The 23,159-nt window shown below is 61.1% G+C and carries 21 protein-coding genes; 14 read left to right on the top strand and 7 right to left on the bottom strand.

Annotated elements, in window-relative coordinates; genetic code table 11:
* Positions 1–247 precede the first annotated feature (247 nt).
* The gene (gene uvrA / locus M0D69_RS08210) at positions 248–3,121 is read left to right on the top strand and encodes an excinuclease ABC subunit UvrA (RefSeq protein ID WP_301781540.1); all 2,874 of its coding nucleotides are present in this window, start codon (positions 248–250) and stop codon (positions 3,119–3,121) included.
* Between the two features lie 104 nt (positions 3,122–3,225).
* Positions 3,226–4,299, top strand: a complete 1,074-nt coding sequence (locus M0D69_RS08205) for an AI-2E family transporter (RefSeq protein WP_301781539.1) — start codon at positions 3,226–3,228, stop codon at positions 4,297–4,299.
* 52 nt (positions 4,300–4,351) lie between these two features.
* Here M0D69_RS08205 and purU read toward each other — a convergent pair whose 3' ends face one another.
* The 5 genes from purU to M0D69_RS08180 form a co-directional block, all read right to left on the bottom strand.
* Positions 4,352–5,221 (bottom strand): formyltetrahydrofolate deformylase, encoded by an 870-nt coding sequence (gene purU, locus M0D69_RS08200; RefSeq protein ID WP_301781538.1) that lies wholly within the window; start codon positions 5,219–5,221, stop codon positions 4,352–4,354.
* Between the two features lie 46 nt (positions 5,222–5,267).
* Positions 5,268–6,113 (bottom strand): NUDIX hydrolase family protein, encoded by an 846-nt coding sequence (locus M0D69_RS08195; RefSeq protein ID WP_301781537.1) that lies wholly within the window; start codon positions 6,111–6,113, stop codon positions 5,268–5,270.
* Between the two features lie 108 nt (positions 6,114–6,221).
* Positions 6,222–6,836 (bottom strand): LysE family translocator, encoded by a 615-nt coding sequence (locus tag M0D69_RS08190; RefSeq protein WP_301781536.1) that lies wholly within the window; start codon positions 6,834–6,836, stop codon positions 6,222–6,224.
* A 21-nt stretch (positions 6,837–6,857) separates the two neighbouring features.
* Positions 6,858–7,433, bottom strand: a complete 576-nt coding sequence (locus M0D69_RS08185; RefSeq protein WP_301781535.1) for an adenine phosphoribosyltransferase — start codon at positions 7,431–7,433, stop codon at positions 6,858–6,860.
* Positions 7,434–7,455: 22 nt separating this feature from the next.
* Entirely contained in the window at positions 7,456–9,456 is a 2,001-nt protein-coding gene (locus tag M0D69_RS08180; protein WP_301781534.1) for a monovalent cation:proton antiporter family protein, read from the bottom strand.
* Positions 9,457–9,637: 181 nt separating this feature from the next.
* On the opposite strand from M0D69_RS08180, the gene kdsD reads away from it, so the two are divergent.
* The 11 genes from kdsD (at position 9,638) to M0D69_RS08125 (ending at position 19,230) form a co-directional block, all read left to right on the top strand.
* On the top strand, positions 9,638–10,621 hold the full coding sequence (kdsD, locus tag M0D69_RS08175; protein WP_301781533.1) for an arabinose 5-phosphate isomerase KdsD: 984 nt from the start codon (positions 9,638–9,640) through the stop codon (positions 10,619–10,621).
* Complete coding sequence (locus M0D69_RS08170) at positions 10,621–11,169, top strand: HAD family hydrolase (RefSeq protein WP_301781532.1); 549 nt, start codon at positions 10,621–10,623, stop codon at positions 11,167–11,169. Before kdsD ends, M0D69_RS08170 begins: the two co-directional genes overlap by 1 nt.
* A gap of 5 nt (positions 11,170–11,174) precedes the next feature.
* The gene (lptC, locus tag M0D69_RS08165; RefSeq protein ID WP_301781531.1) at positions 11,175–11,774 is read left to right on the top strand and encodes an LPS export ABC transporter periplasmic protein LptC; all 600 of its coding nucleotides are present in this window, start codon (positions 11,175–11,177) and stop codon (positions 11,772–11,774) included.
* A 48-nt stretch (positions 11,775–11,822) separates the two neighbouring features.
* Entirely contained in the window at positions 11,823–12,521 is a 699-nt protein-coding gene (lptA, locus tag M0D69_RS08160; RefSeq protein ID WP_301781530.1) for a lipopolysaccharide transport periplasmic protein LptA, read from the top strand.
* Positions 12,522–12,532: 11 nt separating this feature from the next.
* Positions 12,533–13,300: an LPS export ABC transporter ATP-binding protein gene (lptB, locus tag M0D69_RS08155; protein WP_031357596.1), complete on the top strand. Its 768-nt coding sequence runs from the start codon at positions 12,533–12,535 to the stop codon at positions 13,298–13,300.
* 165 nt (positions 13,301–13,465) lie between these two features.
* Positions 13,466–14,995: an RNA polymerase factor sigma-54 gene (locus tag M0D69_RS08150; RefSeq protein WP_301781529.1), complete on the top strand. Its 1,530-nt coding sequence runs from the start codon at positions 13,466–13,468 to the stop codon at positions 14,993–14,995.
* 174 nt (positions 14,996–15,169) lie between these two features.
* Entirely contained in the window at positions 15,170–15,529 is a 360-nt protein-coding gene (gene raiA, locus M0D69_RS08145) for a ribosome-associated translation inhibitor RaiA (RefSeq protein ID WP_031357598.1), read from the top strand.
* 389 nt (positions 15,530–15,918) lie between these two features.
* Complete coding sequence (locus M0D69_RS08140; protein WP_277044808.1) at positions 15,919–16,410, top strand: PTS sugar transporter subunit IIA; 492 nt, start codon at positions 15,919–15,921, stop codon at positions 16,408–16,410.
* A 188-nt stretch (positions 16,411–16,598) separates the two neighbouring features.
* Positions 16,599–17,567 (top strand): HPr(Ser) kinase/phosphatase, encoded by a 969-nt coding sequence (hprK, locus tag M0D69_RS08135; RefSeq protein ID WP_047895605.1) that lies wholly within the window; start codon positions 16,599–16,601, stop codon positions 17,565–17,567.
* A 98-nt stretch (positions 17,568–17,665) separates the two neighbouring features.
* Positions 17,666–18,562 (top strand): RNase adapter RapZ, encoded by an 897-nt coding sequence (gene rapZ / locus M0D69_RS08130; protein ID WP_301781528.1) that lies wholly within the window; start codon positions 17,666–17,668, stop codon positions 18,560–18,562.
* 35 nt (positions 18,563–18,597) lie between these two features.
* Complete coding sequence (locus M0D69_RS08125; RefSeq protein WP_301781527.1) at positions 18,598–19,230, top strand: LON peptidase substrate-binding domain-containing protein; 633 nt, start codon at positions 18,598–18,600, stop codon at positions 19,228–19,230.
* Positions 19,231–19,253: 23 nt separating this feature from the next.
* Here M0D69_RS08125 and mutY read toward each other — a convergent pair whose 3' ends face one another.
* Complete coding sequence (gene mutY / locus M0D69_RS08120) at positions 19,254–20,312, bottom strand: A/G-specific adenine glycosylase (RefSeq protein WP_301781526.1); 1,059 nt, start codon at positions 20,310–20,312, stop codon at positions 19,254–19,256.
* A gap of 5 nt (positions 20,313–20,317) precedes the next feature.
* Positions 20,318–21,148 (bottom strand): bifunctional DNA-formamidopyrimidine glycosylase/DNA-(apurinic or apyrimidinic site) lyase, encoded by an 831-nt coding sequence (gene mutM, locus M0D69_RS08115; protein ID WP_301781525.1) that lies wholly within the window; start codon positions 21,146–21,148, stop codon positions 20,318–20,320.
* An 85-nt stretch (positions 21,149–21,233) separates the two neighbouring features.
* Between mutM and M0D69_RS08110 the strand changes: the two genes are divergently transcribed.
* Positions 21,234–23,102, top strand: coding sequence for a tetratricopeptide repeat protein (locus M0D69_RS08110; protein WP_301781524.1), 1,869 nt, complete (start codon positions 21,234–21,236; stop codon positions 23,100–23,102).
* Positions 23,103–23,159: the final 57 nt, after the last annotated feature.

Raw genomic sequence — 23,159 nt, 5'->3', positions numbered from 1 at the left:
GGCCGCCTTGTGGTTGCCCGGAACGGCACTATATGAGACGGGTGGCTGAAGCGTCTGGACCTGCCGCAAACCTGCGTCAGACGGAGCGCAAAAGTCGCTCGAATGTGGCCCGAGCGCCGCGTAAATCATCCGCCAACACTCTTCGCAACCCCGCCGCACGCTTGATTGACGCCGATGAGCGCGGGCAACGCGCCCTCGAAAAGTCGTTATAGTAGCAGGTTTAGCCCCCTTACTTTCCGCCCGGTTCATGGAAGAAATTCGTATTCGTGGGGCTCGCACCCACAACCTTAAGAACATCAGTCTCGACTTGCCGCGTCACAAGCTGATCGTGATTACGGGCTTGTCGGGTTCGGGAAAATCGTCGCTCGCGTTCGACACGCTCTACGCCGAAGGCCAGCGCCGCTACGTCGAAAGTCTGTCCGCCTATGCGCGTCAATTCCTGCAGTTGATGGAGAAACCGGACGTCGATCTGATCGAAGGATTGTCGCCGGCTATTTCGATCGAGCAGAAAGCGACCTCGCATAATCCGCGCTCCACCGTCGGCACCGTCACCGAGATTCACGACTACCTGCGGCTGCTGTTTGCCCGCGTCGGTACGCCGCACTGCCCGGACCACCACATTCCGCTCGAAGCGCAAAGCGTGTCGCAAATGGTCGACGCCGCGCTCGCCATGCCCGAGGAAACGAAGCTGATGATCCTCGCGCCCGTGGTGGCGGATCGCAAGGGCGAGCACCTCGAGTTGTTCGAAGCGATGCAGGCGCAGGGTTTCATCCGGTTCCGCGTGCGCTCGGGCGGCGGGACGGCGAATGAAGGCGTCGCGAAGATCTATGAAATCGAGTCGCTGCCGAAGCTGAAAAAGAACGACAAGCACACCATCGACGTTGTCATCGACCGGTTGAAAGTGCGGCCGGACATGAAGCAACGGCTGGCGGAATCGTTCGAAACGGCACTGCGTCTCGCCGATGGCCGCGCGATCGCGTTCGAAATGGATTCGGAGAAGGAGCATCTGTATAGCTCGAAGTTCGCTTGCCCGATCTGCTCGTACTCGCTGCAAGAACTCGAGCCGCGCCTGTTCTCGTTCAACAATCCCATGGGCGCTTGCCCCGAATGCGACGGCCTCGGCCAGATCACGTTCTTCGACCCGAAGCGCGTGGTCGCGCATCCGTCGCTGTCTTTGGCCGCGGGCGCGGTGAAGGGGTGGGACCGGCGCAACCAGTTCTACTTCCAGATGCTGCAGAGCCTGGCGTCATTCTACGAATTCGATATCGACGGCGCGTTCGAGGATCTACCCGAAAAGGTGCGCAAGATCCTGCTGTTCGGTTCCGGCAAAGAGGTCATTCCGTTCTCGTACATCAACGAGCGCGGCCGCACGACGGTCCGCGAGCATGCGTTCGAAGGGATCATTCCGAGTCTGGAACGCCGTTACAAGGAAACCGACTCGGCCGCGGTTCGCGAGGAACTGGCGAAGTACCAGAACAATCAGGCATGCCCGGCGTGCGGGGGTACGCGACTGCGGACCGAGGCGCGCAACGTCAAGCTCGGCACAGGCGAAAACGCGCGTGCAATCTACGAAGTGAGCGGCTGGCCTCTGCGCGATACGCTCGGTTACTTTCACACGCTGCATCTGGAGGGCGCGAAGGGCGAGATCGCTGATCGGGTGATCAAGGAAATAGTCGCGCGGCTCACGTTCCTGAACAACGTCGGGCTGGATTATTTGTCGCTGGAACGCAGCGCCGAAACGCTCTCCGGCGGCGAGGCGCAGCGAATCCGGCTGGCATCGCAGATTGGTTCGGGTTTGACGGGCGTCATGTACGTGCTCGACGAACCGTCCATCGGCTTGCATCAGCGCGACAATGACCGGCTCATCGCCACGCTCAAGCATCTGCGCGACATCGGTAATTCAGTGATCGTGGTCGAACACGACGAAGACATGATCCGCATGGCCGACTACGTGGTCGACATGGGCCCGGGCGCGGGCGTCCACGGCGGGGAAATCGTCTCGCAAGGTACGGCGAAGCACGTCGAGAACGACCCGAATTCGATGACCGGACAATATTTGTCGGGCAAACGGAGCATCAGCTATTCGACCGACCGCACGGCGCCCGACGAACGCCGGCTGCGGATCATCGAGGCTTACGGCAACAACCTGAAGCACGTCTCGCTCGACCTGCCGGTCGGTTTGCTGACCTGCGTGACGGGCGTGTCCGGCTCGGGCAAATCCACGCTCATCAATGACACGCTGTATCACGCGGTCTCCCAGCATCTGTACGGTTCGTCCGCCGAGCCCGCGCCTTACGAGGCGATCGAAGGGCTGGAACACTTCGACAAGGTGATCAACGTCGATCAATCGCCGATCGGCCGCACGCCGCGCTCAAATCCCGCAACCTACACCGGCCTCTTCACGCCGATTCGCGAGTTGTTCGCGGGCGTGCCGGCATCGAAGGAAAGGGGCTACGATCCCGGCCGGTTCTCGTTCAACGTGAAGGGCGGGCGCTGCGAAGCGTGCCAGGGCGACGGGGTGCTCAAGGTCGAAATGCACTTCTTGCCCGACGTCTACGTGCCTTGCGACGTGTGTCATGGCAAGCGCTACAACCGCGAGACGCTCGACATCCAGTACAAAGGCAAGAACATCCACGAGGTCCTCGACCTCACCGTGGAGGCCGCGTACGAGTTCTTCAAACCGGTGCCGATCGTCGCGCGCAAGCTGAAAACCTTGCTCGACGTGGGTCTCGGTTATATCCGTCTCGGCCAGTCGGCGACCACCCTGTCAGGCGGCGAAGCGCAACGCGTCAAGCTTTCGCTGGAACTGAGCAAGCGCGATACGGGTCGGACTCTATACATTCTCGACGAACCGACCACCGGCCTGCACTTCCACGACATCTCGCTGTTGCTCGAAGTGATTCACCGGCTGCGAGATCAAGGTAATACTGTCGTAATCATCGAGCATAATCTGGATGTAATAAAGACTGCGGACTGGGTCATCGACCTCGGTCCGGAAGGTGGCGCCGGCGGCGGCCAGATCATCGCGCAGGGGACGCCGGAGCAGGTCGCGCAATCGAAGGCCAGTTTTACCGGCCGGTATCTCGCGCCTTTGCTGCAAAGGCCGAGATCGGCGGCATGACGGATTCGCCCACACCGCAACTATGAGCCGCGCGCCGTCCGGGCCGCGGCAGGAAATAACCCCGGCAGTGAATAACCCGTTAGCGGCAGGAGACTGAAGGATTCATGGCAAAGCGCAACGAAGCGGCCGAAACCAGGCCAGCCGTCCGGCCGGTTCGGCTGACGAGCGATATGAGCATGCCGAAGTTGTCAGCGGTGGAAATCGGCAGTTATCTTGCCGCGTTCGCCGGTCTGTTCTTCGTGCTGCACCTGCAATTGCTCGGCGCGCTGCTGGCGGGAATGCTCGTGTACCAACTCGTGCACATGATCTCGCCGCTGATCGAAAAGACCATGACGAGCGGCCGCGCACGCTGGGTTTCCGTTGTGATCATTGCGGCGATCATCGTGGGCGGCCTGGCGGGCGCGACGGTCGCGCTCATCAATCATTTTGAACGCGATGTACCCAGCGTCCAGAAGCTTCTCGATCAACTCATGATGATCACGTCTCACGCTCGTCTGCGTGTGCCCGACTGGATCGCGAACTATCTTCCCGTCGACTCCGAGCAGATGAAGGACAAGGCGACCGAGCTGATGCAAAAGCACGCCGCGATGCTGCAGCAAGGCGGCAAAGACGCCGCACGAGGCTTCGGGCATGTGCTGATCGGCATGATCATAGGGGCGATTATCGCGGTGGGCGCGCCGCGCACGACGCATCGGCTACCGCTTTCTACCGCGCTCGTCACGCGCGTAACGCGCTTCTCCGAGGCGTTTCGCCGGATCGTCTTTGCGCAGGTCAAGATTTCCGCGATCAACGCCGCGTTCACTGCGTTGTATTTGCTCGTCGCGCTGCCGGTGTTTCATGAGCAGCTGCCGCTGTCGAAGACGCTGGTGATGGTGACGTTTATCGTCGGATTGCTACCGGTGATCGGGAACCTGATTTCGAACGCGATCATTGTCGCGATTTCATTGTCGGTGTCGTTTGGGACGGCCGTGGCGTCGCTGGCGTTCCTGATCGTCATCCACAAGCTCGAGTACTTTTTGAATGCGCGCATCATCGGCGGGCAGATCGAGGCACGCGCCTGGGAATTGCTGCTGGCAATGCTCGCGATGGAAGCCGCGTTTGGGCTACCCGGCGTCATCGCGGCGCCGATTTTCTATGCGTATCTCAAGCGCGAGCTGGTTTATTTAAGGCTGGTTTGAGAGCGGCAACTGGCGGGTCGGTTGCAAAGCCCCTACCCGCCAGCGTGTGATTTCACCGAAATACCACCGTCTTACTTCCGTTCAACACAATCCGGTGCTCCACGTGCCAACGCACCGCGCGCGCCAGCGTCACGCATTCCACGTCGCGTCCAATAGCCGTCAGTTGATCCGGCGCCATGCTGTGATCCACGCGCTCCACTTCCTGCTCGATGATCGGCCCTTCATCAAGGTCCGTCGTCACGTAATGCGCAGTAGCGCCAATCAACTTAACACCGCGATCGAACGCCTGGTAATACGGCTTCGCGCCCTTGAAGCTCGGCAAAAACGAGTGGTGAATATTGATCGCCCGGCCATTGAGCGCCGCGCACATTTCCGGCGACAAAATCTGCATATAGCGCGCGAGCACGACGAGATCGATCTTGTGCTGATCGACGATTTCCAGCACGCGAGCTTCCTGCGAAGCCTTCCCTTCCGGTGTCGACGCAATCAACGGCAGATGATGAAACGGCACGTCGTAACTAGCGGCAAGCTGATAAAAATCCCGATGGTTCGAAACGATCGCCGGAATCTCGATCCCGAGTTGTCCCGTGCGATATCGGAACAGCAAGTCGTTCAGGCAATGCCCGATCTTCGACACCATGATCATCACCCGCGGCTTGACGGACGCATCGTGCAGTTCCCACTTCATGCCGAATCCATCGGCGAGCGTGGCGAACGACTTACGCAACGCAACGAGACCGGGGTCTCCCCCGACTTGCTGGAAATGCACGCGCATGAAAAATTCGCCGGTGTGGCTGTCGCCGAATTGCGCGGAATCGAGAATATTGCTGCCGAGATCGAACAGGAATCCGGACACGGCATGGACAATGCCGGGACGATCCGGACACGACAACTTCAAGATAAAACTATGTTCGGTCGACATGAACCGATACTCCTTTGAGATGTTTCAACTAAACGTCTATTCGCGTTCACAGCGCGGGGGGTGAGAAAACCGTCTGCATGCCTTCGCACGCTTCTTCGTCGATCCATCGACGGCGCAGCAGGCAGTCGAGTGTGGCCAGACTGGCATCGACGGTGAGCGCGCCTTCTTCAATCCAGCGCGCGACTTCATCGATGCGCGCGAGCCGATGTTCGCCCACTTCGCCATCCTGATTACGCGGCGCAAAATCAACGGGCAACGCGAGATCGAACACGTAAATCTGCTCGGCCTGCGTACCTTCGGGCAGCGATTGCAGCACGTGGAACAAGCGTCCGCGTACGGCCTTCTCTGCCAGTTCCCGCGCCATGCCCGCCTCTTCCCAGCACTCCTTCACGAGCGTTTCCTCGATCCCCATCCCCCAGCCGATACCGCCCGCCACCACGTTATCGAGCATGCCGGGATCGGTCGCTTTTGTCTCACTGCGGCGCGCGATCCAGAGCTGCGGCGCGCGGCCGGGCGCGTCCACGATGCCGTTCAGATGCACGGCGTACGTCATTGTGCCGAAGAACCGCGACGCTGCCCGTTCAATGAACGCTAGCGGTTCGGCCTCGAAACTATTGCGGATTGCGTAGGTTTCGTTGCGCCAGCCAGGGATTCGGCCATCGGCGGCCAGCATGCCGATTACCGCGCCGAGCGCGGCGCTGCGGGCGTTGAGGTCGGAGAAGGTATCGGCGAGACGGATAGATGTTTGATCGATGCGAAACACATCCGGCCATGATTGCAGCGCGGGGGCGTCAGTACGGCGAATCCAGCCGACCCGCTCGCTTCCGATATAAAACGGCAAGTGCGCCGACGCATCGAAACGACGTGCGGCAACGATGGCAGGCAAGGTCATGGAAGGCTCCGGCGGAGGAAAGCCGGAAATTGTACAGGGGGTTTCGTTCGCACTCGGGGTTCTGACTGCGGGTGGCCTGGGTCGGTTAGTGCGAACGAAAACCCCTTCTTAATCCTTCAGCGCCACACGAATCCCCAGCCCGATAAACGTCGCCCCGGCCAGTCGGTCAAGCCACACGCCCACGCGCGGACGCCGCTTCAAATAAGCACCGATCATCCCGGCAGCAACGCCAAACACCGAAAACACCGCCACCGTCTGCAGCATGAACACGCCGCCGAGCTCGAACATCTGCAACATGACGCTTTGCCCGCCGTGTGGATTCACGAACTGCGGCAGGAACACGATAAAAAACAGCGTCACTTTCGGATTCAGCAAATTGCCGATCACGCTTTGCCGGAACACCACCGCCAGCGGCTGGCTCGGCCGCTCATGCGCGCACGACAAACCTTTGCTGCGAATTGCCTTGATGCCGATCCAGACCAGATAAGCGGCGCCGGCCAGCTTGACCGCTTCGAACGCCATCGGCGACGACTTCAGTAACGCCGCCACCCCGAGCGCGGCGAGCGTCGTGTGAAATGAAATCCCGGCGGCAAATCCGAGTGCTGCAACAAGCCCGGCCGCGCGTCCCTGCGAAATGCCGCGCGCGAGCACCTGCAGATTGTCCGGACCGGGCGCCACCGTAATAGCGATGGAAGCCGCGAGAAACAACAGGAAATTAGGCATGGTTCAGAGAATTCAGAGAAATTAGTGGCCGCTGAATTCGCAGACCGTGAAAAGCGGCAAACCCGACTTGCGAAGAAGTTTCGAGCCACCCAGTTCCGGCAAATCGATAATCGCCGCCCCCTCCACGACCACCGCGCCGAGCCGTTCGAGCAATATCTTGCCGGCCATCATCGTGCCGCCGGTGGCAATCAGGTCGTCGACAAGCACTACGCGCTCGCCCGGCTTGCATGCATCTTCGTGAATTTCGACGGTCGCGCTGCCATATTCGAGCTCATAGGATTGCGAGATCGTCCTGAACGGCAGCTTGCCTTTCTTGCGAATCGGCACGAAACCCAGGCTCAATTCGTAAGCGAGAATCGGCCCGATGATAAAACCACGCGCATCGAGCCCGGCGATCGTATCGATTCGCGCATCTATATAGCGCTGCACCAACATATCGATCAGCGTGCGCAACGCGCGCCGGTCCTGCAAAACCGGCGTGATATCGCGGAATTGCACACCGGGCTGCGGCCAGTCCGGAACGGTGCGGATCCGCTCCCGGATAAAACTGGCTGGATTGGATAAATTGGGTATTGAGGGCACCGCGAACTCAGACATGAAGGATGTCTCCTGGAAAACGTCAGGCTACCGCGCCCGCACGGCGATTGCGCGACAGCCGTTCTTCCGCCTGCTGCAGCGCTTCGGGCAAACCGCGCAGCACCACAATGTCGCTCGCACGCAGCTTGGTGTCGGGATCGGGCTGCACGCCGCGAATCCCGTGCCGGCGGATCGCCGTCACCTCCACGCCGTCGCCGACCAGCCCAAGTTCGTCGAGCGTTCGGCCGACCGCGTCAGCGTTTTCGTCGACGGGAACCGATTGTAGCCGGACCTGCTCGCGACGCTCATCGTCGTCTTCGTCCGCGCCGTGAAAATAACCTCGCAGCATGCTGTAACGCTCGTCGCGCATTTCTTCCACGCGCCGGACGACGCGCCGCATCGGCACGCCCATCAGCACGAGCGTGTGCGACGCTAGCATCAAGCTTCCCTCCACGATTTCCGGAATCACTTCCGTCGCGCCCGACGCGATCAGCTTTTCCAGATCGGCGTCATCGACGGTGCGCACGATAGTGGGCAGCGTAGGCTCGAGTTCATGGATGCTATGCAGCACGCGCAACGCGGACGGCGTGTTCGCGAAGGTGATCGCGATCGTGGCCGCCCGATGTATGCCGGCCGCGACCAGCGCCTCGCGCCGCCCCGCGTCGCCGTACACCACGCTCTCACCCGCCGCCGCCGCGGCCGCCACGCGATCGGGGTCCAGGTCAAGCGCCACATACGACAACCCTTCGTGCTCCAGCATGCGCGCCAGATTCTGCCCGGCGCGGCCGTAGCCACAGATGATCACGTGACCGCTCTGCTTGATGCTTTGCGTCGCGATGCGGGTCATTTGCAACGACTGCCGCAGCCATTCCGTCGATGAAAGCCGCAGCACGATCCGGTCGGCGTTCTGGATGATGAACGGCGCGGCGAGCATGGAGAGCAGCATCGACGAAAGGATGGCTTGCAGCAGAACCGGCTCGACCAGATGTTTATCGAGGATCAGGTTCAGCAGCACGAAACCGAATTCGCCGGCCTGGGCGAGGTTGAGGCCGGTGCGCATCGCCACGCCCGGCGGCGAGCCGAACAACCGTGCGAGACCGGTAATCATCACGGCTTTCAGCAGGATCGGCAGGAAGAAAAACGACGCGACGAGAAACGGATGTTCCCAGATCACGCGCGGATTCAGCAGCATGCCCGTAGTCACGAAAAACAGGCCGAGCAGCACGTCGCGGAACGGCTTGATGTCCTCTTCCACCTGATGCCGATACGGCGTTTCCGCGATCAGCATGCCCGCGATAAACGCGCCGAGCGCAAGCGACAGGCCAAATTTATCGGTGATGAACGCCGCGCCCAGCGTGACCAGCAGCAGGTTCAGCATGAAGAGTTCTTGCGAGCGCCGGCGCGCGACAATATTGAACCAGCGCGTCATGAACTTCTGGCCGATGAACAGCAGCACCGTCAACGCGACCACGATCTTCACTGCTGCGAGCACCAGCCAGAACGCCAACTCCTTCGAATTGCCGTTGCCGAACGCGGCAATGATGATCAGCAGCGGCACCACGGCCAAGTCCTGGAACAGCAGCACGCCGAAGATATTGCGGCCATGCTCGGATTCCAGTTCGAGCCGCTCAGCAAGCATTTTCGAAACGATGGCGGTGGACGACATCGACAACGCGCCGCCCAGCGCGATGCTCGCCTCCCACGACATATCGGTCCAGAAGTTCGCGATCCACCCGAACAACAGCGCCAGCGCAATCGTCCCGGCCACCTGACTCGCCCCGAGGCCGAACACAATCCGGCGCATCGAACGCAATTTCGATAACGAGAACTCGAGCCCGATCGAAAACATCAGGAAGACAACGCCGAATTCAGCCAGATGCTGCGCGCGTTCGCTATCCGGCGCGATGCCCGCAGCGTGCGGCCCGACAATGATTCCGACCGCCAGATAACCCAACATGGGCGGTAGGTTGAAAAAACGAAATACGACGACCCCTGCCACTGAACACAGCAGCAACAGCAACGTCATTTCAAGCGGGGAAGTCATCCGTCTAGCGTCCTCGTTTGTCGGCGGATGGTGGCTCGGGGGAGCACATCCGGATCTTGTGTTTTTTAACGCGCGCGGGCGTTGCGCGCAACAAAACACACGGCCTTTCGGGGGCGGATGAGCGGCTGCAGGCCGCCCGGTGTCCGGCGCGGCGCAAATATGCCTTTGTTATACTTCGCGCATGATAGCGAAAATCAATGGCGACCGGGCACTCGCGCTGGCTCGCACCGTGCTCGAAATTGAAGCCGACGCAGTGCGCGGCCTGTCCGCGCAACTCGACGACAACTTCACCGGCGCCGTCGAATTCCTGCTGGGATGCAAGGGCCGCGTGGTGGTGTCGGGCATCGGTAAATCCGGGCATATCGCCCGCAAATTTGCGGCTACGCTCGCGAGCACCGGCACGCCGGGTTTCTTTGTTCACCCCGCCGAAGCAAGTCACGGCGATCTCGGCATGGTGACCGCCGACGACGTGTTCATCGCGTTGTCGAACTCAGGCGAAACCTCTGAACTCGTCGCCATTTTGCCGATCATCAAGCGCCTCGGGGCAAAACTGATCGCCATTACCGGACGGCCGGAATCGAGCCTCGCCAAACTGGCCGACGTGCATCTGAATGCGCACGTCGATAAAGAAGCCTGCCCGATGAATCTCTCGCCGACGGCCAGCACGACCGCCGTGCTCGCATTGAGCGATGCGCTTGCCGTCGCCGTGCTCGACGCCCGGGGTTTCGGTCCCGAGGACTTTGCGCGCTCGCATCCGGGCGGCGCACTCGGCCGGCGCCTGCTCACTTACGTACGCGACGTGATGCGGGTCGGGCCGGAAATACCGGAAGTGGCGCTCGACGCCACCGTTTCAGACGCACTCTTCCAGATCACCGCGAAGCGCATGGGCATGACGGCCGTGGTCAATGAAAAGCGTCACGTGGAAGGCATCTTCACCGACGGCGACCTGCGCCGCGTCCTTCAGCGCGACGGCGATTTCCGCGCGTTGCCACTGATCGAGGTCATGACACGTAATCCGCGCACGATCGGCCCGGACCATCTGGCGGTGGAAGCGGTGGAACTGATGGAGCGTTATCGCATCAATCAGATGCTGGTCGTCGATGAAAACGCGATCCTGATCGGCGCCCTGAACATGCACGACCTCTTTTCCAAGAAGGTAATCTGATGTCGAACAAGTCTGCCACGCCGGACGAAGCGAACGACCGCGCGAGCCGCGTGAAGCTGATGATTTTCGATATCGACGGTGTGTTTACCGACGGCAGCCTGTTTTTTACCGCCGACGGCGACGCCATGAAGTCCTTTAACTCGCTCGATGGCCACGGCGTGAAAATGCTGCAAGCGGCGGGCGTGCAGACGGCGATCATCACCGGGCGCAACTCCGGCATCGTCGCGGCGCGGGCGCGTGAACTGGGCATTACCCACCTGCATCAAGGCGTCGCCGACAAAACCATTGCGCTCGCCGAATTGCTGAAAACCACGGCTATCCCGGCCACCGACTGCGGCTACATGGGTGACGACTGGCCCGATCTCGCCGTGATGCGGTTGTGCGGCTTTGCCGCAGCGCCCGCCAACGCGCATGAGGAAGTGCTGCAACGCGTGCATGTCGTCACGACCAAACGCGGCGGCGAAGGCGCGGTGCGTGAAGTCTGCGACACCATCCTGCGCGCCCAGAATCGCTACGACGGCCTGCTTGCCACGGCTATCGGAGCCTGAACCCCATGGCACGTCCCACCAAACTGACTTCAGCGCTGCCGCTGGTCGCGATGGCCGCGCTAGCGGGCATCACCTACTGGCTGCTGCAGGCTACGCTGCCGCCGGCACAGACGCCGGAGCGTGCGAAAGAGCACGCGCCCGACTATTTCGCGAGTAATTTCTCGGTCTCCGAACTCGACACCACCGGCACGACGCAATATCGCCTGACCGCGATTTCGATGGTGCATTACGAAGACGACGAAAACAGCGATCTCACGAAACCCGCGATGCGCATGTTCCAGCCGCTCCGTCCAACGGTCACGGCTACGTCCGAGCGCGGTACGGTGAACGGCGACGTCTCGATCGTCGACTTGTACGAAAACGCTCACATTCTGCGCGTGGCCGGTTATGGCGACCCGCAGATGACGGCGGATTCGGAGCACTTTCGCATCCTTGTGAACGACGATGTCATCGAAACGGAAAAGCCGGTTAAACTTCAGCGCGGTCCGTCGGTGATGACGGGCAACGGCATGAACTACAACAACGCGACCCGGGTAATGAAGCTCTATGGACAGGTGCGCGGCCAGATCGCCGCGTCCGACACCCTCGGCACCTCGTCCAAATAACCCCGGCAGTTCCGACGAATTGCGCTTATTCCATTCAAGTGTGACTGCATGAACAAACCGTTTCTCCGACCCGAATCCGGCCGTCTGCGCGCAGCGCGCGCTGCATTTTTGCGCCGCGCCGCACGCATCGTGCAATTCGGGATCGCGGCAACCTGCGTGGCGTTGCCGCTGGCGGCCTTTGCGCCCGCCGCGCACGCCGAACGCGCCGACAACGACAAGCCGCTGAATATTGAAGCGGACAACATGACCTATGACGACCTGAAGCAGGTCAACATCTTCACGGGCCACGTAGTCGCGACCAAAGGCACGATCATCATCCGGGCGGATCGTGTGGACGTGACCCAGGATCCGCAGGGGTACCAGTACGCAACCGGCACGTCTACCGGCGGCAACCTCTCGTATTTCCGCCAGAAACGCGATGGCCTCGACGAATATATCGAAGGCAATGCCGTGCGGATCGACTACGACGGCAAACAGGATCTCACCACGCTGACCACGCGTGCCGTCGTGCGCCGCCTGGTCGGTCTCACCACGATTCAGGACGAAGTGCACGGCAGTGTAATCACGTACGACGGCCAGAAAGACTTCTATACGGCGAAAGCCGGGCCGGACGTTGCCGGTCCAGGCAACCCGACCGGCCGCGTACGGGCCATGCTCGCGCCGCGTAACGGCGGCGCCGCACCGCTGACAGGCGCACCGGCCACCCTGACGCCGTCCAACAAGATGCAAGGAACGCAGCAGCCGTGAATTCGCCCGCCATGCCCCATCGCAAGCCGGCCGGCACGAGCAGTTCGCTCACCGTCCGCAACCTGAAGAAACGCTACGGCTCGCGCACGGTCGTGAAAGACGTCTCGCTCGACGTGAAAAGCGGCGAAGTGGTCGGGCTGCTAGGGCCGAACGGCGCGGGCAAGACCACGTCCTTTTATATGATCGTCGGGCTGGTGCCCCTCGATGCAGGCGAAATCCTGCTCGACGGCACCTCCATCAGCCTGCTGCCCATTCACAAGCGCGCGCGTCTCGGACTTTCATATCTGCCGCAGGAAGCGTCCGTGTTCCGCAAGCTCACCGTCGAGCAGAACATTCGCGCCGTGCTTGAACTGCAAACGGACGAGAGCGAAAAACCGCTCTCCAAACAGGCCATCACGGACCGCGCGGAAGCGTTGCTCGACGAACTTCAGATCGCGCATTTGCGTGAAAACCCGGCGTTGTCGCTTTCGGGCGGCGAACGGCGGCGCGTGGAAATTGCCCGTGCACTCGCGACCAATCCGGCGTTTATCCTGCTGGACGAACCGTTCGCCGGCGTCGATCCGATCGCCGTGCTGGAAATCCAGAAGATTGTGAAATTCCTGAAGCAGCGCAACATTGGCGTGCTGATTACGGACCACAACGTGCGCGAGACGCTCGGCATCTGCGACCACGCGTACATCATCAGCGACGGCAGCGTGCTCGCAGCAGGCGCGCCGAGTGACATTATCGAAAATGAGAGCGTGCGGCGCGTCTATCTCGGCGAACATTTCCGCATGTAAGCGCAGGGATCAACGCCCGGCAGCCCTTGCAATACCGCTGTGGGCGGCATCCCGCGCCGCCAGCAAATCGTACGTGCCGCCCGCGAGGCGGCACGCTTGTTTTTGGTCGATCCCCGCGAGGTGTCGCGCCCGTGGCAAACTCTCTACAATGATTAAAACCTTGCCATGAAAGCTAGCCTCCAACTTCGCCTGTCGCAGCATCTTGCGCTGACCCCACAACTGCAGCAGTCCATCCGGCTGCTTCAGCTGTCGACGCTCGAATTGCAGCAGGAAGTCGCGATGGCTGTCGCGCAAAATCCGCTGCTCGAAAACGAGGACGACTGGACCACCAGTCCGTTGCGCGTAGCAGCGGACGGCTCGCTGATCACGTCGGGGGCGTCGGTGAACGCGCCCGACCCGATGATGAGCAACGGCACATCGTCGAGCAGCAGCAGTAGCACGACCACGACCGACCGCTCCGAAAGCGGCGAGCCTCAGGGTGTAGACGAATACAACGGATTGAGTTCGTCAGACAACGGGCCGGATTCGAGTTCGTGGAATCTGGAAGACTACGGCCGCTCGAATAGCGGCTCGGACGACGACGATCTGCCGCCGCTGCAAATCCACGAATCCACCACTACGCTGCGCGATCACCTGACGTCGCAACTGCGCATGACGAAGGCGAATCAGCGCGATCGCGCGCTGATCACGTTCCTGATCGAATCGCTCGACGAAGACGGTTATCTCACGTCGTCGCTCGAGGAAGTGAAGGCGGATTTGCCCGACGAGCTCGAAGTCGATGTCGACGAATTGAGCGCGGCGCTCGCGCTGCTGCAGAGTTTCGATCCGCCTGGGGTGGGTGGCCGGTCGGCGTCCGAATGCCTGAAGCTGCAGTTATTGCGGCTCGAGCCATCGCCTATTCGCACACTGGCGCTTGATATTGTGATGCACCATCTGGAGCTGCTGGCGGCGCGGGATTTCACGCGTTTGCGCAAGCAGCTCAAGGCCACCGATGACGCACTGCGGGATGCCCATTTGCTGATCCGTTCGCTGGAACCGTTTCCGGGCGCCGCGTTCGGCAAGAGCGAGGCGGATTACGTCGTCCCCGACATCCTGGTGCGCAAGATGTCCAGTGGCTGGACGGCAGAATTGAATCCGGAAATCGTGCCGCGGCTTCGCATCAATCACCTCTATGCGAATATTTTGCGCAACAATCGAGGCGATCCGGGCAGCGGTTCGTTGCGCCAGCAGCTTCAGGAAGCGCGCTGGCTGATCAAGAATATTCAACAAAGATTCGAGACGATTCTTCGCGTTGCACAAGCCATTGTGGAGCGTCAGAAGAACTTTTTTGCGCACGGCGAAATTGCAATGCGGCCCTTGGTTTTGAGGGAGATTGCTGATACGCTGGGTTTACACGAATCCACTGTCTCACGTGTGACAACCGGTAAGTACATGCTGACCCCATTCGGGACGCTTGAATTTAAGTACTTCTTCGGATCGCACGTTTCAACTGACACGGGTGGCGCGGCATCGTCAACGGCGATCCGGGCACTCATCAAGCAACTGATAGGAGCCGAAGACTCAAAATCTCCTCTTTCAGACAGCCGCATCGCAGAGTTGCTGGCAGAACAGGGATTCGTGGTGGCGCGCCGCACGGTGGCCAAATATCGCGAAGCCCTGAAAATCCCGGCAGTGAACTTGCGAAAGTCTCTGTAGCCCGCTGCATGTCGCGGCGGGCCTTTACCGGCCGCGTCGCGAAAGCGCGAGCAAGCCGGCCGATGCGATCCCGATCCGTACCATCGTTCAACAGAATGGGCACGTACGGGCCAAGCAGCGACCGGTTTAAGCAGCGTGATAGCGTCCAGGCGGCCATTAGCTTGGAGAGCAACTATGAATCTGCAGATCAGTGGACACCATCTCGAATTGACGCCTGCGTTGCGAGAATATGTGATCACCAAACTGGATAGAGTGCTACGGCACTTCGATCAGGTGATCGACGGCAGTGTGGTCCTCTCGGTCGACAATCATAGGGAAAAGGACAAGCGGCAAAAGGTCGAAATCAACCTGCATCTGAAGGGCAAGGACATTTTCATCGAGAGTTGTGACGTTGATATGTACGCGGCCATCGACCTGATGGTCGACAAGCTGGACCGGCAAGTGCTTCGCCACAAGGACAAGATCCAGGGCCATGCGCACGCCACAATGAAGTACGGGCACGAACCGCAGGAGAGCGAAGTTCCGGCGCCATAAGTACTGCGGGCACCGTGAACGGTTAGAGGAATGGTTCAAATGGGTTGGACGGCGCATCGGCAGGATGATTTTTCGATGCGCCGGATTCCGGAGCGATCCAGACCGGAGCCCGATAGTCGGCACGAGCCGCCTGAAAGCAGGCGGCTTTTTTTGTCACCGTCGGTTTTGGGCCGTTTTTTGCCGCGGGTTTGGGTCAAATGGCAACCGTTGCGTAATTCGCAACAAACGCACGCAGCGTATGGCGCGCCGCACCATCGCTGATTGCGCTGTTCTATAATGGTCCGGTTAGTACCGGGGTTGTTAATCGGAGTGAAGCGAGACCTTGGTCTCCCGCGCATTCCTTACCAAAATCGCCGTGAGCGTTTCGTGCAGGTTCTGCAGCCGCCACGATGAGGAGAATTCAGGCCACGCATCTGCCTGCCAACATGAATCGTTTAGCCAAATTTCTTCCCCTCGAAAATGTCGTCCTCGGACTGTCCGTCACCAGCAAGAAACGTGTATTCGAGCAAGCGGGCTTGATCTTCGAGAACCAGAACGGCATTGGCCGCAGTATCGTCACCGACAATCTTTTCGCGCGCGAGCGCCTCGGCTCGACCGGTCTCGGTGAAGGTGTCGCCATTCCCCACGGGCGCATCAAGGGCCTGAAGCATCCGCTCGCCGCCTTTGTGCGCCTGGCTGAGCCGATTGCTTTCGAATCGCCGGATGGGCAGCCCGTGTCGCTGCTGATCTTTCTGCTCGTTCCCGAACAGGCCACGCAACAGCACCTCGAAATCCTGTCCGAGATAGCGCAATTGCTATCCGACCGGGACGCGCGCGAACGCCTGAATACCGAAGAAAACCGTGAGGCGCTGCATCGGGTGCTCACGCAATGGCAGCCCTGAGCTTGTTGAGCCGGGTCTCGCGCTGGACTTGAAGCCGGCCTCAGCGCCGAGAGCCAGGCCGCACGGCCCTCTCGCGCCGGCGGCCCTTCTAGCGCACAATCAGTCCTATTGAGCGGAGTATTGAAAGGGACCACTCCCGATCTCTTCAATTACTCCACGCTCGCGGCCTCTCACGGAGTTCCGGCCTCATGGATACGTCCAGCATCAACGCCCAGAGCATTTTCGACGACAACGCAGCCGCGCTCAAACTTAGTTGGCTGACGGGTCACGAAGGCTGGGAACGCGGCTTTTCGACCGAAACCGTTGCCAACGCAACGTCGAGCGCAGACCTCGTCGGGCACTTGAACCTGATTCACCCCAACCGTATCCAGGTACTCGGCGACGCCGAAATCAACTACTACCAGCGCCAGTCCGACGAAGACCGCTCGCGCAACATGGCCGAACTGATCGCGCTGGAACCGCCGTTCCTGGTGGTCGCGGGCGAGGTTGGTGCACCGCCTGAGCTGGTTCTGCGCTGCACTCGGTCGTCCACGCCGCTCTTCACCACGCGGATGTCAGCGGCGGCGGTGATCGACAGCCTGCGCCTCTATATGTCGCGGATCCTCGCGCCACGCGCCACGCTGCACGGCGTGTTCCTCGACATCCTCGGCATGGGTGTGCTGCTGACCGGCGACTCCGGGCTCGGGAAAAGCGAACTCGGGCTGGAGCTCATCAGCCGCGGTCACGGTCTTGTCGCGGACGACGCCGTAGACTTCGTGCGCCTCGGGCCGGATTTTGTCGAAGGCAGATGCCCGCCGCTGCTGCAGAACCTGCTTGAAGTGCGCGGCCTCGGCCTGCTGGATATCAAAACCATCTTTGGTGAAACCGCTGTTCGGCGGAAAATGAAGCTCAAGCTGATCGTTCAGCTGGTGCGTCGTCCAGACGGTGAATTCCAGCGCCTGCCACTGGAAAGCCAGGCGGTCGATGTCCTCGGCTTGCCGATCAGCAAGGTCACCATCCAGGTGGCGGCTGGCCGGAATCTGGCTGTGCTGGTGGAAGCGGCGGTGCGCAACACGATCCTGCAGTTGCGGGGTATCGATACCCTGCGCGACTTCATGGATCGTCAGCGCCTGGCGATGCAGGACCCCGAAAGCCAGTTCCCCGGCAAGCTGATCTAAGGGGTCGAGCTGGCAAAAACCGGCGGCATTGAGCTTCCAGCCGCTGCCCGGACCCGAACTTTTTGCGTGTTTTGCCTCAAGCGAACGAGTCCTTATTCATGCGCATCATTCTGATTACCGGCATTTCCGGCTCCGGCAAATCCGTCGCTCTGAACGCGCTCGAAGACGCCGGCTACTATTGCGTCGACAACCTGCCGCCGCGCTTTTTGCCCGAGCTCGCCAAGTATCTCGACACACAAGGGCAGCCGCGTCTAGCTGTCGCTATCGACGCACGCTCGAGCCGTTCGCTCGACGAAGTGCCCGCGATCATCAAAGACCTTTCGCAGTCATTCGACCTGCGTGTACTGTTTCTCAACGCCAGCACGCAGTCGCTGATTCAACGCTTTTCCGAGACGCGCCGCCGTCATCCGTTGTCGGGTTCGCCAGGTCACGACGCCGACGTCGGGCTGCTCACCTCGCTGGGCGAAGCGATCGAACGTGAGCGCGAACTCGTCTCGGGGCTTGCCGAGTTCGGCCATCAGATCGACACCAGCAATCTGCGGGCGAACGTGTTGCGCGCGTGGGTGAAGAGTTTTATTGAGCAGGAAACGGCCGGGCTCACGCTGATGTTCGAGTCGTTCGGGTTCAAGCGCGGTGTGCCGCTCGACGCCGATTTCGTCTTCGATGTCCGCACGCTGCCGAATCCTTATTACGACCACGAACTGCGGCCGCTGACGGGCCTGGACCAGCCGGTTATCGACTTTTTGTCCGCCCAGCCTATGGTCCACCAGATGATCGACGACGTAGGCACGTTCATCGCCAAATGGCTGCCGCAATTTCGCGACGACAACCGCAGTTATCTGACGGTGGCGATCGGCTGCACGGGTGGCCAGCATCGTTCGGTATTCATCGCCCAGGCGCTGGCCGCGCGCTTCGGGGAAAAGGCCAATGTGATCGTGCGGCATCGCGACGCCCCCATCGCTGTAGATGGTCACGTCGCGCCCTTGCAAACCTGATCGCCGTCGGGCGGTCTTTTTAAAAGAAGCGCGCGATGTCCACCAACCCCCTTCTCGCCGACCTGCCGCTGTTTCCCCTGCACACCGTGCTGTTTCCCGGCGGCCATCTCCCCCTGAAAATCTTCGAAGCCCGCTATCTCGACATGGCGCGCGAGTGTTTGCGCGAAGGCACGCCGTTCGGCGTGTGCTTGTTGAAAAGCGGGAATGAGATTGCGTCGCCGGGCGATCCGTCGGTGCCCGAGAACATTGGCTGCCTGGCCGAGATCACGCAATGCGACGTGGACACGTTTGGCATGCTGCTCATCCAGGCACGCGGGACGACCCGGTTTCGGCTGTTGTCGCATCGCGTGGAGCCGAGCAATTTGCTCGTGGGCGTAGCGGAAACCATCGGGGACGACGTGCCGCTGGACGGTACTGATGCGTTGGCGAAGTTCGGCGCGTGCGCGGAAGTGCTGGAGCGGATCATCGATGCAATCAAAGTGCGCGAGCCGAAAGACCTGCCGTTCACCGAACCCTTCCTTCTCGACGATCCGACCTGGGTATCCAATCGTTTATCCGAGATCCTGCCGATCCCCATGCGCGCCCGGCAGAAGTTGATGGAGCTCGAAGACGCGGCCGCACGGATCGATGTCGTGCATCACTATATGCAGCAGCATCAACTGCTGTGAGGCGGCCCTAGCAGCACGCCCGATCAAATCAACGAGCCCTGCAGCGCGTCGAGAAGCTTGCGAACCGGCGCGGGTACACCATACGCGTCGATGTTCGCTAGCGGCGCCCACACGGTCTGGTTATCGGCGGCGTCGGGCACACCGTTCGCCCGACCGAGACGCGGCTCGATATCCAGTTTGAAATGCGTGAACGTGTGCGTGAACGGGCTCAGTCGCTGAAGCTCGGCCGTGCCGCCCAAGCTGTGCGCGACCGCCGCGAGCGCGTCTTCATCGGCGGCTTCCGGCAGGCTCCATAAGCCGCCCCAAATGCCTGTCGGCGGGCGCTTTTCCAGCAACACGCTATTGCCATCCTGCAAAACCAGCATCCAGGTCTTGCGCGTCGGCACGGTCTTTTTCGGGCGAGACGCCGGCAATTCCTTTTGACGTCCCGTCACGTTCGCCACGCAATCGGCGGCGAATGGGCAGCGCGCGCAATCCGGCTTGCCACGCACGCACAGCGTCGCGCCCAGATCCATCAAACCCTGCGTGTACGCGGTGACTTCGTCCTTGTGCGCGGCATCGGGAAGCAGCGATTCGGCCAGCGTCCACATCGTGTTTTCCACGCGTTTTTCGCCCGGAAAGCCGTCGACGCCAAACACGCGCGCAAGCACGCGCTTCACGTTGCCATCGAGAATAGTCGCGCGGGCGCCGAACGCGAACGACGCGATTGCAGCCGCCGTCGAACGCCCGATACCCGGCAGTTCGGCAAGCTCGTCGACGCTGCGGGGAAACTCGCCGCCATGCTCCATCGATACAACACACGCGCATCGATGCAAATTTCGCGCGCGCGAGTAATAACCAAGGCCGGCCCATAGCGCCATCACGTCGTCGAGCGGTGCGAAGGCGAGTGCGTTCACATCGGGGAAACGGTCGAGAAAACGCGCGTAGTACGGGATCACCGTCGACACCTGCGTCTGCTGCAACATGATTTCGGACAACCAGATCCGATATGCATCGCGTGTGTTTTGCCACGGCAGGTCGTGGCGGCCGTGAACACGTTGCCACGCGATCAGGCGCGTGGAGAAATCGGTGAGCTGGAGCATGTCGGCTAGCGCTGGCAGCGCGGGCAAAAGTACGTTGATCGCTGGCCCTGCACGATTTGTTTGATGGCCGTTCCGCAAACGCGGCACGGCTGGCCCGCGCGATCATAGACGAAATAATCGAGCTGGAAATAGCCCGACTCTCCGTTGCTGCCAACGAAATCGCGCAGCGTGCTGCCACCCTTTTCGATAGCCGCGGCAAGCGTCGTGCGCACGGCATCGGCGAGCAGGTCGTAGCGCACGAGCGAGACACGTCCGGCGGCGACCGTTGGCCGGATGCCCGCGCGAAACAAGCTCTCGGACGCGTAAATGTTGCCCACGCCGACGACCATCGTGCCCGCAAGCAGCGCCTGCTTGACCGACACCTTGCGCCCTCGCGTCTGCCGGTACATCAGCGCGCCGGAAAACTCGGCGGTGAAAGGTTCCACGCCCAAACCGGCGAGCAACGGATGGTCGAGCACGTCGCCGTCTTCACGCGCATGCCAGAGCACCGCGCCAAAGCGTCGCGGATCGCGAAAGCGCAGGATGAATTCGTCGAAGATCAGATCTATATGATCATGCTTCGCCGCGTCGGGCGGGCGCGGCACGTTCCGCAATACGCGCAGCGTCCCCGTCATGCCGAGATGCACGATCAGCCAACCCTCGGATGTTTCGAACAGCAGATACTTGCCGCGCCGCTCAACCTTTTCGATTTTCAGCGCCTTCATTGTCTTCGCGAGGTGCGGTGGAATCGGCCAGCGCAGAGCCGGCGTGCGGACCTCGACGCGCTCCACCCTGCGTCCTGCAACAAACGGTTCGATCCCGCGTCGGGTTACTTCGACTTCCGGCAACTCTGGCATGTTTTACTGGTCTGCAACTTGCTGTGGGATGTGCGCGTATTGTAGCGAGCGCGTTACAATCGACTGAAACATTGATCGGATTTCCATGAACTTGTCCTTCGTAAAGTTGTTTTCGAAGCAGCGTGCAGCGACCGCTCAAACGAGCGCTACACGCGGTAAGCCGGTCTACCCGAGCAAGCTCGCGGCCGCAGTTGCGTTCGCGGTGGCTGCGTTCGCGCTCGCGCCTGCCTACGCGCAGAGCCCCGCGCAACTTCCCGCGCCGGACGACGATCAGGCGGCCATCAGCGCGGCGGACCTGATCACCGCGCCGCCGACGGGCAAGGAAACGCAGGACTTGCCGAACGTCGCGGCGTCCAGCCAGATCGTGTTCCAGGTGCTCGCGGCCGAAGTCGCGCTGCAACGCAATCAGGCTGCACCGGCGTATCAGACCTATCTCGCTCTCGCCCGCGACACGCACGATCCGCGTTTCGCCCAGCGCGCGACCGAAATTGCAATTGCAGCACAAAGTCCCAACGACGCGCTGACGGCCGTCCAGCTTTGGCAGCAATTCTCACCGAACTCGGAGCGCGCGGCGCAGTTGAGCGCGTCGCTGCTGATCCTCTCCGGCAAGCCCGACGACGCCAAGCCGATCCTCACGACCGAGCTCGCGAAGGTACCCGCGGAGCAGCGTGGCGACGCGATCATCTCGCTGCAGGTTCTGCTGTCGCGCGGGCCGAATCGCGTGGGTGGGCTGAATGTGCTGAAGGATCTGGTCAAGAACGACATGAACCGGCCGGAAACACAACTGGCGCTCGCCCGGCAAGAAATTGCCGCCGACGACCTGCCGGGCGCGAAGGCATCGCTTGAACAGGCACTGCAACTGAAGCCTGACTATCTGCCTGCAGCATTGACGCTCGCCCGCATGGGGCCGAAGGAACGCGACGAGGGTATCGCTTCGTTCGAAAAGTACCTCGACAAGAATCCGAAATCGCACGACGCGCGGCTTGCGCTGGCGCAACTGTATCTATCGGCGGATCGTCTCGACGACGCCCAGAAGCAGTTCGAAATCATGCGCAAGAACGATGCGAAAGACTTGACGCCGCTGATGGCGCTCGCGCTGATCAATATCCAGAAGAAACAGCCGGACAAGGCGCAGGACTATCTGAAGCAGTACGCAGCGGCGGCTGAGGGCACGCCGGGCGCGGACCCGGGCCAGGCGTACATCTATCTCGCGCAGTTATCGCTGGAGAAAAAGGACGACGTCGCCGCGAACCAGTGGCTCGACAAGATTCCACGTTCGAGCCAGCAGTATTTGCCGGCACAAGTCACGCGGGCGCAAATCCTCGCCTCGCACGGCAAAGTCGACGCAGCGCATGCGTTGCTGGGCAGCCTGCAGACATCCGATCCGCGCGATCTGGCGCTGCTCGCGCGCACGGACGCCGCGTTGCTGTTCCAGGCGCAACGGTATCCGGAGGCGGAAACGGCTTTGTCGAAGGCATCGGCTGCATTCCCCGATGATCCCGATATCGCCTATGACTACGCCATGGCCGCCGAGAAGAACGGCCATTACGACACAATGGAAACGCAATTGCGCAAGCTGATGAAAGAGCAGCCGGACAATGCGCAAGCGTATAACGCGCTCGGCTATTCGCTCGTCGATCGCAATGAGCGGCTGGACGAGGCGGAGAAGCTGATCGAGAAAGCGGTGTCGCTTGCGCCAAACGACGCGTTCATCATGGACAGTCTCGGCTGGGCGAAGTATCGGCTGGGCAATGCGACTGAAGCCGCGAGCATCCTGAAGAAGGCCTACGACCTGCAGCCGAACGCCGAAATTGGCGCACATCTCGGCGAAGTGCAGTGGAAGTCGGGGCAACAGGACCAGGCGCGTAATACATGGCGTCAGGCGCAAAAGCTCGAACCGGGCAACGACACACTGTTGAAGACGCTCAAACGATTCCAGGTGAACGACCTTTGAACTTGATTGCTACGAATTTCCTGGGTGGTCAGCGCGCACGTCGTGGCGCGCTGGCGC

The sequence above is a fragment of the Caballeronia sp. SEWSISQ10-4 2 genome (genome assembly GCF_030464885.1).
In the GTDB taxonomy this organism is placed as follows: Bacteria; Pseudomonadota; Gammaproteobacteria; order Burkholderiales; family Burkholderiaceae; genus Caballeronia.
Note: the sequence above shows the minus strand (reverse complement) of the source record. Positions and strands in the feature narration are given on the sequence as shown.

Coding starts and splice junctions, on each gene's coding strand:
- uvrA (WP_301781540.1), top strand. CDS start 248: ATGGAAGAAATTCGTATTCGTGGGGCTCGCACCCACAACCTTAAGAAC.
- M0D69_RS08205 (WP_301781539.1), top strand. CDS start 3,226: ATGGCAAAGCGCAACGAAGCGGCCGAAACCAGGCCAGCCGTCCGGCCG.
- purU (WP_301781538.1), bottom strand. CDS start 5,221: ATGTCGACCGAACATAGTTTTATCTTGAAGTTGTCGTGTCCGGATCGT.
- M0D69_RS08195 (WP_301781537.1), bottom strand. CDS start 6,113: ATGACCTTGCCTGCCATCGTTGCCGCACGTCGTTTCGATGCGTCGGCG.
- M0D69_RS08190 (WP_301781536.1), bottom strand. CDS start 6,836: ATGCCTAATTTCCTGTTGTTTCTCGCGGCTTCCATCGCTATTACGGTG.
- M0D69_RS08185 (WP_301781535.1), bottom strand. CDS start 7,433: ATGTCTGAGTTCGCGGTGCCCTCAATACCCAATTTATCCAATCCAGCC.
- M0D69_RS08180 (WP_301781534.1), bottom strand. CDS start 9,456: ATGACTTCCCCGCTTGAAATGACGTTGCTGTTGCTGCTGTGTTCAGTG.
- kdsD (WP_301781533.1), top strand. CDS start 9,638: ATGATAGCGAAAATCAATGGCGACCGGGCACTCGCGCTGGCTCGCACC.
- M0D69_RS08170 (WP_301781532.1), top strand. CDS start 10,621: ATGTCGAACAAGTCTGCCACGCCGGACGAAGCGAACGACCGCGCGAGC.
- lptC (WP_301781531.1), top strand. CDS start 11,175: ATGGCACGTCCCACCAAACTGACTTCAGCGCTGCCGCTGGTCGCGATG.
- lptA (WP_301781530.1), top strand. CDS start 11,823: ATGAACAAACCGTTTCTCCGACCCGAATCCGGCCGTCTGCGCGCAGCG.
- lptB (WP_031357596.1), top strand. CDS start 12,533: ATGCCCCATCGCAAGCCGGCCGGCACGAGCAGTTCGCTCACCGTCCGC.
- M0D69_RS08150 (WP_301781529.1), top strand. CDS start 13,466: ATGAAAGCTAGCCTCCAACTTCGCCTGTCGCAGCATCTTGCGCTGACC.
- raiA (WP_031357598.1), top strand. CDS start 15,170: ATGAATCTGCAGATCAGTGGACACCATCTCGAATTGACGCCTGCGTTG.
- M0D69_RS08140 (WP_277044808.1), top strand. CDS start 15,919: ATGAGGAGAATTCAGGCCACGCATCTGCCTGCCAACATGAATCGTTTA.
- hprK (WP_047895605.1), top strand. CDS start 16,599: ATGGATACGTCCAGCATCAACGCCCAGAGCATTTTCGACGACAACGCA.
- rapZ (WP_301781528.1), top strand. CDS start 17,666: ATGCGCATCATTCTGATTACCGGCATTTCCGGCTCCGGCAAATCCGTC.
- M0D69_RS08125 (WP_301781527.1), top strand. CDS start 18,598: ATGTCCACCAACCCCCTTCTCGCCGACCTGCCGCTGTTTCCCCTGCAC.
- mutY (WP_301781526.1), bottom strand. CDS start 20,312: ATGCTCCAGCTCACCGATTTCTCCACGCGCCTGATCGCGTGGCAACGT.
- mutM (WP_301781525.1), bottom strand. CDS start 21,148: ATGCCAGAGTTGCCGGAAGTCGAAGTAACCCGACGCGGGATCGAACCG.
- M0D69_RS08110 (WP_301781524.1), top strand. CDS start 21,234: ATGAACTTGTCCTTCGTAAAGTTGTTTTCGAAGCAGCGTGCAGCGACC.